The sequence below is a fragment of the Mesorhizobium sp. B2-4-2 genome, from assembly GCF_006442845.1.
Taxonomy (GTDB): Bacteria; Pseudomonadota; Alphaproteobacteria; order Rhizobiales; family Rhizobiaceae; genus Mesorhizobium.
In genome coordinates, this window is the sequence record NZ_VFVM01000004.1 from 195,729 (window position 1) to 210,211 (window position 14,483).

14 protein-coding genes, 1 tRNA gene and 1 pseudogene are annotated in these 14,483 nt (G+C 65.2%); 8 read left to right on the forward strand and 8 right to left on the reverse strand.

Features of this window, described 5'->3' with window-relative positions; all coding sequences use genetic code 11:
- Positions 1-37: 37 nt before the first annotated feature.
- Positions 38-112 (reverse strand) — tRNA-Gly (locus tag FJ942_RS11160).
- Between the two features lie 216 nt (positions 113-328).
- On the opposite strand from FJ942_RS11160, the gene FJ942_RS11165 reads away from it, so the two are divergent.
- The 4 genes from FJ942_RS11165 (at position 329) to FJ942_RS11180 (ending at position 3,000) form a co-directional block, all read left to right on the forward strand.
- A complete protein-coding gene (locus FJ942_RS11165) occupies positions 329-826 on the forward strand; it encodes a prolyl-tRNA synthetase associated domain-containing protein (protein ID WP_140524511.1) in 498 nt (165 codons plus the stop codon).
- A gap of 78 nt (positions 827-904) precedes the next feature.
- Positions 905-1,897, forward strand: a complete 993-nt coding sequence (trxA, locus tag FJ942_RS11170; protein WP_140625342.1) for a thioredoxin — start codon at positions 905-907, stop codon at positions 1,895-1,897.
- 163 nt (positions 1,898-2,060) lie between these two features.
- Positions 2,061-2,732, forward strand: a complete 672-nt coding sequence (locus tag FJ942_RS11175) for an LON peptidase substrate-binding domain-containing protein (protein ID WP_140514078.1) — start codon at positions 2,061-2,063, stop codon at positions 2,730-2,732.
- 19 nt (positions 2,733-2,751) lie between these two features.
- Positions 2,752-3,000 carry a Trm112 family protein gene (locus FJ942_RS11180; protein WP_140670570.1) on the forward strand — a complete coding sequence of 83 codons (249 nt, stop codon included), beginning with the start codon at positions 2,752-2,754 and terminating at the stop codon, positions 2,998-3,000.
- 372 nt (positions 3,001-3,372) lie between these two features.
- On the opposite strand, the gene FJ942_RS11190 is transcribed toward FJ942_RS11180, so the two are convergent.
- Genes FJ942_RS11190 through FJ942_RS28840 form a run of 3 tightly spaced genes read right to left on the reverse strand, consistent with a single transcriptional unit; the run spans position 3,373 to position 9,216 of the window.
- A complete protein-coding gene (locus FJ942_RS11190) occupies positions 3,373-6,729 on the reverse strand; it encodes an error-prone DNA polymerase (protein WP_140897737.1) in 3,357 nt (1,118 codons plus the stop codon).
- On the reverse strand, positions 6,726-8,201 hold the full coding sequence (locus tag FJ942_RS11195; protein WP_140628317.1) for a DUF6504 family protein: 1,476 nt from the start codon (positions 8,199-8,201) through the stop codon (positions 6,726-6,728). Before FJ942_RS11195 ends, FJ942_RS11190 begins: the two co-directional genes overlap by 4 nt.
- Positions 8,143-9,216, reverse strand: coding sequence for a hypothetical protein (locus FJ942_RS28840; protein WP_140816470.1), 1,074 nt, complete (start codon positions 9,214-9,216; stop codon positions 8,143-8,145). Before FJ942_RS28840 ends, FJ942_RS11195 begins: the two co-directional genes overlap by 59 nt.
- 250 nt (positions 9,217-9,466) lie before the next feature.
- Here FJ942_RS28840 and FJ942_RS11205 point away from each other — a divergent pair, with 250 nt between their 5' ends.
- Positions 9,467-9,889, forward strand: a complete 423-nt coding sequence (locus FJ942_RS11205; protein WP_140491980.1) for a metallopeptidase family protein — start codon at positions 9,467-9,469, stop codon at positions 9,887-9,889.
- 19 nt (positions 9,890-9,908) lie between these two features.
- Here FJ942_RS11205 and FJ942_RS11210 read toward each other — a convergent pair whose 3' ends face one another.
- Positions 9,909-10,538, reverse strand: a complete 630-nt coding sequence (locus FJ942_RS11210) for a TetR/AcrR family transcriptional regulator (RefSeq protein ID WP_140524507.1) — start codon at positions 10,536-10,538, stop codon at positions 9,909-9,911.
- 170 nt (positions 10,539-10,708) lie between these two features.
- Here FJ942_RS11210 and FJ942_RS11215 point away from each other — a divergent pair, with 170 nt between their 5' ends.
- Positions 10,709-11,386 (forward strand): hypothetical protein, encoded by a 678-nt coding sequence (locus FJ942_RS11215; protein WP_210239597.1) that lies wholly within the window; start codon positions 10,709-10,711, stop codon positions 11,384-11,386.
- Here the strand turns inward: FJ942_RS11215 and FJ942_RS11220 are convergent.
- Both FJ942_RS11220 and FJ942_RS11225 read right to left on the reverse strand, forming a co-directional pair.
- Positions 11,373-11,579: a DUF1737 domain-containing protein gene (locus FJ942_RS11220; RefSeq protein WP_140493464.1), complete on the reverse strand. Its 207-nt coding sequence runs from the start codon at positions 11,577-11,579 to the stop codon at positions 11,373-11,375. The two genes, FJ942_RS11215 and FJ942_RS11220, sit on opposite strands and share 14 nt — an antisense overlap.
- A gap of 55 nt (positions 11,580-11,634) precedes the next feature.
- Positions 11,635-12,531, reverse strand: a complete 897-nt coding sequence (locus FJ942_RS11225; RefSeq protein WP_140816472.1) for a CoA ester lyase — start codon at positions 12,529-12,531, stop codon at positions 11,635-11,637.
- A 63-nt stretch (positions 12,532-12,594) separates the two neighbouring features.
- Here FJ942_RS11225 and FJ942_RS11230 point away from each other — a divergent pair.
- Both FJ942_RS11230 and FJ942_RS11235 read left to right on the forward strand, forming a co-directional pair.
- Positions 12,595-12,717 (forward strand): annotated as a pseudogene (locus tag FJ942_RS11230) (ATP-binding protein); the annotation flags it as partial.
- 28 nt (positions 12,718-12,745) lie between these two features.
- Complete coding sequence (locus tag FJ942_RS11235) at positions 12,746-13,912, forward strand: FAD-binding oxidoreductase (RefSeq protein ID WP_140897739.1); 1,167 nt, start codon at positions 12,746-12,748, stop codon at positions 13,910-13,912.
- Positions 13,913-13,972: 60 nt separating this feature from the next.
- Here the strand turns inward: FJ942_RS11235 and FJ942_RS11240 are convergent, their stop codons facing one another.
- Complete coding sequence (locus FJ942_RS11240) at positions 13,973-14,476, reverse strand: SRPBCC domain-containing protein (RefSeq protein WP_140897741.1); 504 nt, start codon at positions 14,474-14,476, stop codon at positions 13,973-13,975.
- Positions 14,477-14,483: the final 7 nt, after the last annotated feature.

The window sequence follows — 14,483 nt, forward strand, 5'->3', positions numbered from 1 at the left end:
TTTTCTCTTAATTGCTTGATTCCCCTGGGGGGAAACTTGGAGCGGGTGAAGCGATTCGAACGCTCGACCCCAACCTTGGCAAGGTTGTGCTCTACCCCTGAGCTACACCCGCTCGCGCGGCTTTGGGCCGCAAGCCGGGCCTATATGGCTGAAGAGCGCGGCGATTGCAACAGGGAAATCGCAGGCTTTTTTCAATGCGCCGGACGAGGCCGGCGGGCCGCCGGCGGGAGGCGGAAGGATTCGGCGCCGCGTCGCGCGGCGGTCTTGTCTCGACCATGTCATTGGCCGTAAACGGCATGGCTGGAAACCAGCCGAAGACGAGAACCCCATGCCCAGGACCGAAGCCGAGCTCTTTGCCTTTCTTGCCGAACTCGGCATCGCCGTTTCGACGAAACGCCATCCGCCGCTCTATACGGTCGCCGATTCGCAGGCGCTGCGCGGCGAAATCGCCGGCGGCCACACCAAGAACCTGTTCCTGAAGGACAAGAAGGACGCCTTCTTCCTGGTCACGGTCGGCGAGGATGCTGTCGTCGACCTGAAGCAGATCCATCATGTGATCGGCGCCGCCGGCCGCGTTTCCTTCGGCAAGCCGGAGATGCTGATGGAGCTTCTGGGCGTCGCCCCGGGCGCAGTCACGGTGTTTGGCCTGATCAACGACACGCAGCACAGGGTCAGGGTCGTGCTCGACGAGGCGCTGATGCGGCATGCGGTGATCAACGCGCATCCGCTGACCAATGAGGCGACGACGTCGATCGCATCGGGCGACCTCGTCAGATTCGTCGAGGCAACCGGGCACGATGCTGCTATCTTGAAAGTCTCGGCATGATCGCCACATGGATGGCGAAACCGGTTTCCAACCAAGGACAGTGCGCCGATCCGCTGGCGCCACCGAAAGGGCGACGACATGAGTGACAACAATCCGTTTGGCGGCTCCTTTGGCAACAGCGGCGGCCAGTATGCCACGACGGTGCAGTATGGCGGCGGCGCGGAACCGCAGAAACCTGCGGCCGGCGCCGCCCCCGCCGGCGACGTCATCAAGGATACGACCACCGCGGCCTTTGCCGCCGATGTCATCCAGGAATCGCGCCGCCAGCCGGTGCTGGTGGATTTCTGGGCGCCGTGGTGCGGGCCGTGCAAGCAGCTGACGCCGCAACTGGAAAAGGCGGTCCGCGCCGCCGGCGGCAAGGTCAAGCTGGTCAAGATGAACATCGACGACCATCCCTCGATCGCCGGCCAGCTCGGCATCCAGTCCATTCCCGCGGTCATCGCCTTCAAGGACGGCCAGCCGGTCGATGGCTTCATGGGCGCCATCCCCGAGAGCCAGATCACCCAGTTCATCGACAAGGTCGGCGGCAAGGGCAATGGTGCGGCTGATGTGACCGAGGCGCTGACGGCGGCGGCCGAGGCGCGCGCTGCCGGCGACGTGCAGACGGCGGCCGACATCTATGACGCCGTGCTCGAGCAGGCGCCGGAGACGATCGAGGCGATAGCGGGGCTAGGCGAATTGCTGTTCGAGGCCGGTGATACCGAAGGCGCCGAGGCGATGCTGGCGCGGGCGCCGCAGGCCAAGGCCGATGCGCCGCCGCTGGCCGCGCTGCGCGCCAGGATGACCTTGGCCGCGCAAGCGTCCGAACTCGGCAACCCGGCGGAGTTCGAGCGCCGGCTGGCTGAGAATCCCGGCGACCATCAGGCCCGCTTCGATCTGGCCATGGTCCAGAACGCCAGGGGCGAGCGCGATGCGGCCGCCGACAATCTCCTGGCCATCATCAAGGCTGACCGCGGCTGGAACGAGGACGGCGCCAAGGCGCAATTGCTGCGCTTCTTCGAGGCCTGGGGCATGACCGACGAGGCGACGCTTGCCGCGCGGCGCAAATTGTCGTCGCTGCTGTTTTCCTGAGCCGGCGCGGCCGAATGGTCGCGCGGGGCTTGCACCCGGCGCCGGCCGCGCCAGATAGGACGAATCCGGCCCGCCTTTCCCTCGGGAAGCCAACAACCCCGGGCAGCGACAGGCGGATCGCGGCATGGAGGCGCTTCCCGGGCGAAGCGATCGGAGGAACGAGGTGCAAGCGGGAAACGCTCACTACCGGCTCGCCAGGGATCTGCCGTCGACCATCCCGGTCTTTCCGCTCGAGGGCGCGCTTCTGCTGCCGGGCGGCCGCATGCCGCTCAACATTTTCGAGCCGCGCTACCTGCAGATGGTCGACGAGGCGATCGCCGGCTCCCGGCTGATCGGCGTCATCCAGCCCAGCCTCGACGGCGCCTTGCGCGACGATGGCGAGCCGGAACTCTGCAATGTCGGCTGCGCCGGCCGCATCATAGCGCTTTCCGAGACCGGCGACGGCCGCTACCTGATTTCGCTGCAGGGTGTGTGCCGGTTCCGTGTCACCCATGAGCTGACGGTCAAGACGCCGTTCCGCCAAGGCAAGATCGCCCCCTTTCTCGCCGATCTCGACGACGACCAGGCGGCCGCCGAGGTCGACCGGCCGGCGCTGCTGCGGGCGTTCCGCTCCTATCTTCAGGCCAACGACCTGGAGGCCGACTGGGAAAGCGTCAGCCGGGCCGAAAACGCCATGCTGGTCAACGCGCTGTCGATGATGGCGCCCTATGGACCGGCCGAGAAGCAGGCGCTGCTCGAAGCGGCCGATCTCAAGACCCGCGCCGAAACGCTGATCGCCATCACCGAAATGGCGCTGGCGCGCGAGAACGAGGATTTTGGCTCGAGCCTGCAGTAGGATGTTGAGAGAGGGCACGATGGCGGCGGATGGGCGTGACGGAAAGAGAGCGAATGTCGACCCCAGGATGCTGGAGCTGCTGGCTTGCCCGCTGACCAAGGGACCGCTGGCCTGGGATCCCGAGCGCGGCGAACTGATCTCGCGGGTCGCCAAGCTCGCCTATCCCGTGCGCGACGGCATCCCGATCATGCTGCCTTCGGAGGCACGGAGCATCTCGGCGGAAGACGTGCTGCCGCCGCGGCCGGGCGGGCCGGCCGGCTCGACGTGAAAATTATCAAGGTCGGCATTCTACGGCGCCCCCCTCTGCCTGCCGGGCATCTCCCCCTCAAGGGGGGAGATCGAATGTCATCTCCGCCTTCGCCAATCTCCATTGTTGCAGGCGGAGCGTTGAAACTGCCAATCTCCCCCTTGTGGGGGCGAGGAGTGGTCCATGAAGTGGACGCAAAGCCAATTGCTTGGCTTTGCGAACGAGGAGCGCCCGAAGCGACAGCGAAGGGCCGGGTCCGGCAGGCCAGAGGGGGGCTCGCCCGCCAGCGTCAAGTTTCGCACCGCTGCGGTGCGGAGACGTCGCGGCATGAATCCTCGCGCCGCGTCGCTTCGCTCCTTGCTCCGCCCGTGGATGACGAAGGCACTGATGTGCCTACTGAAAATTGCGGCCCCTGGGCATGACGCTTTCCGCTTCTTCCGACAGTGTTGCCAAATCCTGTCCGGCCGGTGAGTTCCGCATCGCGGGCCGGCCGGGACGATCCGGATCCTCCCTTGAGGCGTGCCCCTGAAAACCGGCGCCCGGCAAACTGGCCTGGTCGACCTTCTCCAGCAACACCGTCAGCCAGGGCGTCAGATCCTCGATCTTCTCGGCGACGATGTGGACGACATCCGATTCCGACTGCAATTTGCCGGTGACCTTGACGAAGCGCGCGCCCATGACGATGGGCCGGAAGCGGTCGAAGGTCCGCTGCCAGAAGATGACGTTGGCGACGGCCTCGTCATCCTCCAGCGTCAGGAAGACCGCATTGCCTTTGCCGGGGCGCTGCCGCACCAGAACGAGCCCGGCGACCGAGACGCGCCGTCCGTCCCGCACCGAGCACAGCCTGGCATTGGGCGTCACGCCGGCCCGGTCGAGCCGTTCGCGCAGGAAGGCGACCGGGTGCGCCTTCAAGGACAGGCCGAGCGAGCGGTAATCGTGGATGACATGCTCGCCGAGCGGCATTTTCGGCAGCTTCGTCTCCGGCTCCAGCTCGCGTAGCCGCAGCGCCGGCTGGTCGAAAAGCGGCAGCTTTTCGGCGGCACTCTTGCCGTCGAGGGCGCGCACCGCCCAAAGTGCGGCGCGGCGGTCGAGGCCGAGCGAGCGGAAGGCATCGGCCTGCGCCAGTCTTTCGATCTCGGCGACATCGAGGCCGGAGCGCAGCCAGACATCCCGGACGGATATGTAGCCTGAACCGCGTCGCTCGACGAAGGCGTCCATGCGCTCCTTGGAAAATCCCTTGATCTGCCTGAAGCCGAGCCGCACCGCGTGCTGCGTCGCGATGACGCCGCGCATGTCGGCATGGCGCGGCAGGATGCGGGCCGGGTCGAAAGCCGCCTGTTCCAGCGTGCAGTCCCAGACCGAGAAATTGACGTCGACCTCGCGGATGTCGACGCCATGGTCGCGCGCATCACGAACAAGCTGGGCCGGCTGGTAAAATCCCATCGGCTGTGAATTCAGGATCGCGGCGCAGAACACGTCGGGATAGAAGGTCTTGAACCAGCAGGAGGCATAGACCAGCAGCGCGAAGGAGGCGGCATGGCTTTCGGGAAAGCCGTATTCGCCAAAACCCTCGATCTGCTTGAAACAGCGTTCGGCGAAATCCCGGGTGTAGCCCTTGCCGACCATGCCGTCGATCATGCGCCGGCGGTAATTGCCGATCGTGCCGGTGCGCTTGAAGGTGGCCATGGCGCGGCGCAACTCGTCGGCCTCGCCAGGCTTGAAGCCACCGGCCACGATGGCGATGTTCATCGCCTGTTCCTGGAACAGAGGAACGCCCAGCGTCTTGTGGAGGATCGCCTCCAGCTCCGGTTTCTGATACTCGGGCTGCTCCTTGCCTTGCCGGCGGCGCAGATAGGGGTGGACCATGTCGCCCTGGATCGGGCCGGGCCGCACGATCGCCACCTCGATGACAAGGTCATAGAATTCTTTTGGCTTGAGACGCGGCAGCATCGACATCTGCGCGCGCGATTCGATCTGGAAGACGCCGATCGTGTCGGCGCGACCGATCATCTTATAGACCTGCTCGTCCTCTTCCGGCAGGGTGGCAAGGACATAGGGCTGCCCGTAAGGGTCTCGCGCCTGCGGATAATGGTCCGTCAGCAGAGTGAAGGCGCGTTTGAGACAAGTCAGCATGCCGAGCGCCAGCACGTCGACCTTGAGGATCTTGACCGCGTCGAGATCATCCTTGTCCCATTCGACCATCTTGCGTTCCTCCATCGCCGTCTTGACGATGGGCACGATCTCGTCGAGCCGGTCCCTGGTGATGACGAAGCCGCCGACATGCTGGGAGAGGTGACGGGGAAAGCCCATGATCTCGTTGGCACGCTCCATCACGTGCCGCGATATGGGGTCGGCGCGATCGAGGCCGCCGGCCCGGGCTTCCTTCTCGCCGAGCTCCGAGGTCGACCAGCCCCAGATCGAGCCGGAGAGCGATGCCCTGACATCCTCGGACAGGCCCATCGCCTTCGACACTTCGCGCAGCGCCGAGCGGCCGCGATAGCTGATGACGGCGGCGGCCAGCGCGGTGCGCTTGGAGCTGTATTTCTCGTAGATATATTGGATGACCGTCTCGCGCTTTTCATGCTCGAAATCGACGTCGATGTCGGGCGGCTCGTTCCTCTCCTCGGAAATGAAGCGTTCGAACAGCGTGTCGATTCGCTCCGGCCCGACCTCGGTGATGCCGAGGCAGAAGCAGACGACCGAATTGGCGGCCGAACCGCGCCCCTGGCAGAGAATATCCTGGCTGCGGGCGAATTTGACGATGTCGTGGACGGTCAGGAAATAACGGGCATAGTTCAGGCGCTCAATAAGGGCGAGCTCTTCCTCGATGCGCCTCGTCACCGATTGCGGCACGCCCGAGGGATAGCGCCTGGCCGCCCCCTCCCGCGCCAACCTTTCCAGCTCCGCCTGCGGGCCGAGCCCTGATTGCGTCGGCTCGTCGGGGTAATTGTACTGAAGGTCGCTGAGCGAGAAGGTCAGCTCCTGCGCGAAGCGCAGCGTTTCGGCCAGTGCCTCCGGGTGCCTGCGGAACAGGCGCGCCATCTCCAGCGGCGGCTTCAGATGGCGCTCGGCATTCGCCGTGAGTTCCAGCCCGACCTCCGAAACGGGAATGTTGAGGCGAATCGCGGTCAGCACGTCCTGCAGCGGGCGCCGCTCGGCCGTGTGGTAGAGGACGTCGTTGGTCGCCATCAAGGGCAGGCCGGCCAGCTCCGCCATCGCCGCCGCCTGCTCGATCCTGAAGCGGTCGTTTCCCGCATAATCGGGCGAAACGCCAAGCCGCAGGGCCCCGCCGAAACGGTCCTTGAGCTGGCGAAGCAGGGCAAGGCTGTCTTGCGCGCCTGTCGCCAGAGCGGGCAGGACCGCCAGCGACATCAGTTCGCCCCATTCGAGAAGGTCGTCGCGCCGCAGAAGGGTCGCGCCCTTTTCGTTCTCCTCGCGCAGATTGGCTTGCGTGAGCATGCGGCACAGATGTCCCCAGCCCTTGCGGTTCCGCGGATAGGCGAGAATATCAGGCGTGTCGTCGCAAAAAACCAGCCGGCTGCCGGGGTGGTAGGCAAGCGTCTCGACCTTAGCCTGCTGCCAGGCGCGCACCACACCCGCCACCGTGTTGCGGTCGGCGAGCCCGATCGCGGAGAACCCCATGAGCTTGGCCGCGACCACCAGCTCCTCCGGCTTGGAGGCGCCGCGCAGGAACGAGAAATTCGACTGGATGCCGAATTCCGCATAGGGAATGGCGGTCAGCGCGTTCATGCGAAGACCCCGTGCAGGAACCAGCGCGGCGGGATTTCAGAGCCGCCATAGAGACCTTGCCGGTAGAGCCAGTAGCGGCGGCCGTCGGCATCCTCGATGCGGAAATAGTCGCGTGTCGACGCCGCTTCGTCGCTCGAAAATTCACGCCACCATTCCGGCGCGATGCGTTCAGGGCCTTCGGCGCGGGCGACCCTGTAGAGCGCACGCCGCCAGCGGAAATTCAGCGGCGGTCCCTCGGGCATTTCGGTGGCCGGCACCTCAATCGGCTCGGGCGAGCGGAAAAGCCGGATCGGCCGCTCCGGCGGGAAGATGGTCATCGGCGCCTGCATCCTGTCCGGTTTCTTCGGCGGCGTGATGCGGCGCGGGGTTTCCGTGAAGGGGATGGTGGCGACGGCACGCTCGGGCAGATGGCTTTCCACGGCGACCGGCTTGAGAACCGCCCCCTCGCCGAGCCGGGCGCGGATGCGGTCGGCGAACAGCGCGATATCGGCGCCGTCGTCGGTCGTTTCGCCTGTCAGGTCGGCCTGCGGCATGTCGAAGGCCGCCGCCGCCAGCACCGAAAGCCGCACCAGGTCGAAGCCATAGCCGGCATCGATATGCTGCTCGAGGGCGGCCAGCCGCTCATGGAACAATTTCTGGATCAGCCGGGGTTCGCGCATCGGTCGCGACGTGCCGAGCGCGATGCGGCTGACGGCGCCGTCGACGCGGAACAAGAGCAGCGCCAGGCTTCTCGCGCCTTCGCCGCGCCGCTCAAGGTCGATCTTCAGGGTCGTCGCCAGCATGCCCACCAGCCGTTCTATGTCCTCTGTCAGCGTGACGGGCTCGGCCAAATGGCGTTCGACCGAAAGCGGCGCGACGGGCAGGCGCGGCGACACCGCCTCGTCGAGACGGCCGAGCGCCTGGTCGAGGCGCAAGAGCAGGGAGGCACCGAAGCGGCGGGCGAGCGGCGCGCGCGGCGCGGCCATCACCGCGCCCGCCGTGCGCAGGCCAACACTTTCCAGGCTGGCGCGGGTTTCCGGCGCGATGCGTAGCGCCGCCAGCGGCAAGGGCCCCAGGAGCGCTTCCTCCTCGCCGCCGGCAACGATGCGGTCGCCGCAGAACCGCGCCGCCGCCCAGGCGGCGCCGGGTGTCGCGGCAAGGCCGGCACGGACGTCGAAGCCCTGATGGAAGAAGCGCGACAGGATCTCGTCCAGCATGGCGCGTTCGCCGCCGAAAAGATGGGTGCAGCCGGTGACGTCGAGGAACAGGCCGTCGGTCCCGTCGAGCGCCACCAGCGGGGTATAGCGGTCGCACCAGTCCGCAAGGCCTTCGAGCAGGCGCCGGTCGGCTTCGGCATCGGCCTCCATTATGTCGATCGACGGATGCATGGCGCGCGCATCGGCGATGCCCATGCCGGGCTTCAGATGCAGCGCCTCAGCCCGCTCGTCGAGGGCTAAGATGCGCTGCGCGTTGCTGTCGCGATGGCTGATCACCAGCGGCCGGTGATCCGACGGTCGGGAACGCCAGGACCGCCCCAGGCGCTGCCGCAGGATCCGTTCGGCCGCGAGATAGGGAAACCACAGGGACAGGATTCTTTGCTCGTTCTTCCCCAATCCGTCTTTCATCGAATATGCGTTCATCGGGGTTCCACTCCAATATGAATTGTCCTGGCAGGGCCGTGCGGCTCTTGCCGATGCTGATGGTGAAGGCGGGGCGGCCGATCGAGCCGGCAAGCGGCCCGGCGACCGTGTCGCGCGGCCCTGCCGGCGCCGGCGAGACGATGAGGCGGACGGGCGCCGCCGTCGGTTCGGGTTCGGCCGCCTGCCGCAGCAGGAAGACCGGCCGGCCGGCGCTCTGCGCGCGGGCGTGCAGCCGGCGCGTCGCGGTCAGGTCCAGCCGCTGCGGATTGCCGCGGACTTCAAGGATGACGGCGGCGAGCGCCGTCATGCGGGCCGCCTCCTCGGCGACCCACAGCGCATCGGCGAGCCTTGGCGCCTCGGAAAACAGCAATTGCTCCGGCTCGATGCCGAAGGCGGCGTGAAGGCCCCGGGCATAGGGAAAACCCGCCTCCCGAAAAACCTCCTGGGTGCCGATCCACAGCACCGGCAATCGCGGCCCTTGCTTGAGAACCAGGCTGGGCTTGAGAATCAGGCTGGGCTTGAGAATCAGGCTGGCGAGCGACAGGGCGAAGCCGGCGACCGCTCCGGCATCGCGGGTCTCGATGCCATGGATTTCGCTCAAGGCCGCTTTCGGCAGGCCGCCGCCCAAATCGCCGCCCCAATCGCCACCGAGGGCGGCATCGAGCCGGCCGATGCCGGTGCGCAGGAAAGCATCCGGCCTGGCTACGGCGATGCCGCGCCGGACCACGGTGCGGTCCGCGGCGGCCATGCCGGCGTCGGAAACCGCGCCGGCCGGCGCCTGCAGGCGCTCGGGCAGCGTTCCCTCGATCTTCGCGATCTGGCGGCGCAGGGCAAAAACAGTCTCCCGCGCCACGGCGCTCATCGCCATGACGGTCAGTGTCCACTCACAATTGTTCCTGTTATGTTCTTATAGATTCCAGAGGCGACCCGAAGAGTCAAGCAGACTCATGGGGGAATTTATTCCTCTCCGATAAGAGGGCCAACATGGGTCGGACAGCCGACCGCGCCTCAAGCCATGCGAAACGGCTCCCGGTGCCGTAAGCAATCCTGGGGTTGGCCGCCGCGTCATTTGCCGATTGTGGCCCAAAAGCCTATATGCCGGGATCAAAGGACAAAGCATGGCCCGCATCTACAAGACCCGCATTTGGCACGACCAGCTTTCGCCGTCGATGGACGAGATCGAGTTCCTGGCGCTGGAGGCCTACGCCCATCTGCCCGAGGATTTTCGCAAGCTGACCGGCGAGATCGTCATCCAGATCGCCGAGTTCCCCACCGACGAGATCATGGACGACCTGTCGCTGGAAACCCCCTTCGACCTGCTCGGCCTATTCGAGGGACGCGGCATTGCCGAGCGCTGGAACCCGCAGACCGGCGAAGGCCCGAACCGCATCACGCTCTATCGCCGCGCCATCCTCGACTACTGGGCCGAGAACGAGGAGACTTTGGGCGACATCGTCACCCATGTGCTGATCCACGAGATCGGCCACCATTTCGGCCTGTCGGACGACGATATGGAGAAGATCGAAGAGGCAGCCGAGTGACCGGTTCTACGTCAGGCCGTCATTTCACAATGAGTGTGATGAAATGTTTTAATACGTTCTGCACAGTCTGCTCCCCGGTATGTCCTGCCACTGCCCATTGCGCAAAATGTCCATCAATGTACATGCGTGCGAGCCCGTAGACGAGCGCCCTCGCGGCTATCTGGGTCTCTGCCATGTCGTCCGACCGGAGCATGTTTCGCCGCTGTGCTTCTGCCATTGACGCTTCCATCAGCGAACGCACCGCTTCATTATCGTGACGCAGCGACTCCGAAGCATCCCAATCAATAAGATTGCGTGTCGAGATGATCTGGAAGTGGGTGGGGTTTCGAATTGCCCAGCGCAAATAGGCGATTCCAACAGCGGCAAAGCGTTCGATCGGATCGTCCGTCGCAACCTTCTCGACCGCATTCGTGATCTCCGAGCGGAATCGGCTCATTGCCTGCTCCGCGACAGCCGTCATCAACGCGGTCTTGTTGCTGAAGTGACGGAATGGCGCGCCGGGGGAAACCCCGGCACGTTTTGCGGCTTCGCGCACGCTCACATTGTCGGGGCCGCCTTCCTCGACCAGTTGAACCGCGGCATCGATCAGGACCTCCCGCAAATTGCCATGGTGGTAACCAGTGCGATGAGGCGCCTTGGCTTTTGCCATCTCTTTCCCTTCGTTCCGTGGAGCAGCTTCCCGCCTCTGTAGCATGATTCCGCGATTTATGTAATCGCCGTTTACAATCCCGGCCAGAGGATGTAAGCAGTGATTACTGATGGGATCGGAACAGGCCTACGGTCTTCGCGGCTCCCGAACTCCCAGCTGAGGAGACGAACATGCTCGCCAGAACAGCCCCACCCCGCCCGCAATCGGTCATTTCGCATCAGAGTCCAGCCGAAGAACTTCAGCAGGAGAATTTCGCGATTGTTCAGTCGAGCGCGACTGTGCCCAGCCTCACGCTTTATCGGCTTGCCGCCGTCGCCGGGATGGGAAGCGCGCTTATTCTTCTGGTCAACGCGGCTAAACGCAGCTCGCTCATCGCGACCACCGATCTGACGCAACTTCTCGCACCAGTCGCCGAGATATTGGCGCTTGGCCTCGTCGTAGGCCTGTTTCTTGCGTTTGGCCGGCGCGCGGGGCTGTTCGGCACTATCGCGTTTGTCATCAACTTCGTTGCGTTGGCAAGTTTGGTAGGCGTGGAAGCAGTGATCAATCTGGTATTTTCGAAGCTTCCGCTCACAACCATCGTCGAGCTGCGAGCCGGACCGCTCGGTCTGGCTCTGGTCGCCAGTTCGGTTCTTTTTCTGGTTGGAACGCTCGCGTTTGTAATCTCTCTCGCCGTTGCAAGAGGCGTGCCGCGCATTCCTCTCGCTCTTTATCTTATTGGCGCGGTGCCGATCGCGCTTCGTGCGTTCGTTCCGGAGCTGGCTCTTGACCTGGGCTTGGCGATGCTTGCGGCATCGATCGCCTGGCTGGCGGCGTGGCTGTGGATGCGAGGGGCTACCAGTCGCTGAGCTTGGTGTCCGGCCCGTATTCCTGGCCCTCGACATCCTTCACCACGGCCTGGCCGCAGCGCATGGTCTTGGTCTTCTTGTCGTAGGCGTAGGTGGGGGAGCCGAACAGGTGCCAGCCCTTGTTCAGCGCCGCCGTCACCTTGTGACAGAAGCTGGCGTCGTCCGGAGCGGTGAGAAAGCGGTAGAGTTTCATCATTCAATTCCTGTCGTCAGTCCATCGCCCGCGATCGGCAATCCAACACGGCACATCATGCGCCGACGGCCGCCGCCTTCGCCAGCAGTTTTTCGGCCTGCGCAAGGTGCAGCCGTTCGACCATCCTTCCCTCCAGCGCAATCACGTTCTTGCCGGCATTTTCCGGAAGCGCAAAGGCCTCCTTCACCGCGCGGGCCTTGGCCACCGCCTCCGCCGATGGCGCAAAGGCGCGGTTCGCCGCCTCGATCTGGGCGGGATGGATGAGCGTCTTGCCGTCGAAGCCCATGGCGGCCGCTTCCGTGCATTCGCGGCTGAAAGCATCGAGCGCGCGAAAATCGTTGAAGACGCCGTCGACGATATCGAGATCGCCGGCACGCGCCGCCAGCACCATCTGCATCAGCCACGGCAGGAGATAACGCCGGTCCGACGTCGCCAGAATGCCGGTGTCCTTGGTCAGGTCATTCGTTCCGGCAACGAAACAATCAAGCCGCGAGGCAGGATCGCGGCCAAGTTCGGCGATGGCGCCGACATTGAGCACAGCCTTCGGCGTCTCGATCATCGCCCATAGTTTCACGCTGTCGGGGGCGGAATTGTCGTCGAGCACGTCACCCGCCTCGAGCACGTCGCGGGGCGTGTCGACCTTGGCCAGCAGGATGCCGTCCGGCTCCGCCTTGGCCGCCGCCAGCAGGTCGGCGCCGCCCCATTCGCTCGAGAGCGCATTGATGCGCACCACCATCTCGCAGCGCCGGCCACTATGGTTGGTATCAGGACGATTGCTGAAGATGCCGGCCAGTTTTTCGCGCGCCGCGACCTTCTCGGCCGGGGCGACGGCATCCTCCAGGTCGATGATGACGGTATCGCAGGCAAGCTGCGCCATCTTGGCCAGCGCCTTGTCGTTCGAGGCGGGAACATAGAGCACCGAGCGGCGCGGGCGGTAGAGATCGGTCGTCATGCCAGATCTATGCCGCCTGCCGCGGGTTGAGGCAAGGGAGCAGGCGGCATCGCGCGGTGCTCTACCGGGGGCACCGGCATGGGGCTCGGCATCGTGCTGGCCCTCCTGAAAGCGCAGGATGGCACGATCAGGCTGGTTGACTCCGAGCGCGGCACGCGCTTCGAGATTGTCTTGCCGGTTGCGTAAGGACGCCGGCAGCGGATCGGAGAAAAAAGTGCGCTACGACATCGTCATCATCGGCGGAGCCATCGTCGGCTCCTCGATCGCCTATTATCTGCGCGAGGAGGGCTTTTCCGGCAGGATCGCGCTGGTCGAGCGCGACCCGCAATTTTCCCACGCGGCGACAACGCTATCCATGGCCTCGATCCGCCAGCAATTCTCCATTCCGGAAAATATCCGCCTGTCGCAATTCACGCTGAAACTGTTCCGCCGGCTGAAGGAAGAATTCGGCGCCGACGCCGACATCGGTTTTCGCGAGGGCGGCTATCTCATTCTCGCCGGCGAGGCCGGGCTGCCGATCCTCAGGGCCAACCACGAGGCACAGCTTGCCGAAGGCGCCGACATTTTGCTGGAGGACGCCGAACAACTCGTGCGCCGTTTCCCTTGGCTGTCGGCCGAGGGCATCACCGCCGGCGCCTATGGCCGCAGCGGCGAGGGCTGGTTCGACGCGCATGCCATGCTGATGCTGTTCCGCAAGGCGTTGCGTGAGAAGAAGATCGACTTCATCAATGCTTCGGTCACCGGCATCGAGCGGCAGGGTGACCGCGTTACCGGCGTCAGCCTTGACAATGGCGAACGGCTCGAGGCCGGCATCCTTGTCAATGCCGCAGGGCCGAATGCGGGCAAGGTCGCCGCACTCGCCGGGCTGGCGCTGCCGGTCGAGCCGCGCAAGCGCAACGTCTTCGTCTTCGAGGCGCGCGAGAAATATGCCGACATGCCGCTGCTGGTCGACCCGTCCGGCATCTATGTCAGGCCGGAAGGCTCGGTCTATCTCACCGGCGGCGCCGAGCCGGAGGAGGGCGACGGCCCGGCCGATCCCGCCGATTTCGACGTCGACTGGCCGCTGTTCGAAGAGGTGATCTGGCCGGTGCTGGCGACCCGCATCCCGGCCTTCGAGGCGATCAAGCCGACGCGCGCCTGGGCCGGTCACTACGACTACAACACGCTCGACCAGAACGCGGTGATCGGCCCACATCCCGAAGTCGGCAATTTCCTCTTCGCCAACGGCTTTTCCGGCCACGGCCTGCAGCAGGCGCCCGCCGTGGGCAAGGCGCTGGCCGAGCTGATCGTGCATGGCGGCTACCGCACGGTCGATTGCTCCCCCTTTGGCTACGAACGCGTTGCCGAAGGGCGGGCGTTCCGCGAGTTGAATGTGATTTGAGCCGAGTCAAGGTCCCTCTTTGACGCTGACATCAAAAGGGTCTGCACCGCCACCAGTCGGCTAAGCCGCCACTCGGCTTCCCGCACCCAAATACGCCTGTAGCCAGCCCAGCACGCGTCCCCAGCCCTCGGCATGTTCGGCCGCCGCTTCGGCCAGCCCGGCGAAGCCGCCATGGCAGATGGTGAGGCGCGTGCCCGCGGCGGTTGGTTCCAGCAGCCAGGCGACCGTCGTTTGCCGGCGGCCAAGCGTCGGGTGATCCCAGGCATAGAGCCTTGTCTGCACGATCCGCCGCGGCACCTCGATATCGAGGAATTCCCCGTTGGCCGGCAGCTCCCTGCCGTCGGCTTCACGGACCGTGACGGCCCATCGGCCGCCGGCGCGAAGGTCTGCCGACCATTTCACCATCCGGTAGGTGTCGGCGGACCCCCACCATTGTTCGACCTCGTCCGTGATCAGCGCGCGGAAGACGCGCTCTGCCGGCGCGTCGATCTCGGCCTGGGCCATAACGGTCTCGCCATTGGTCATGCTCTGCACGGCTGACGTTGGCACTGGAACATGCATCATCGATGCC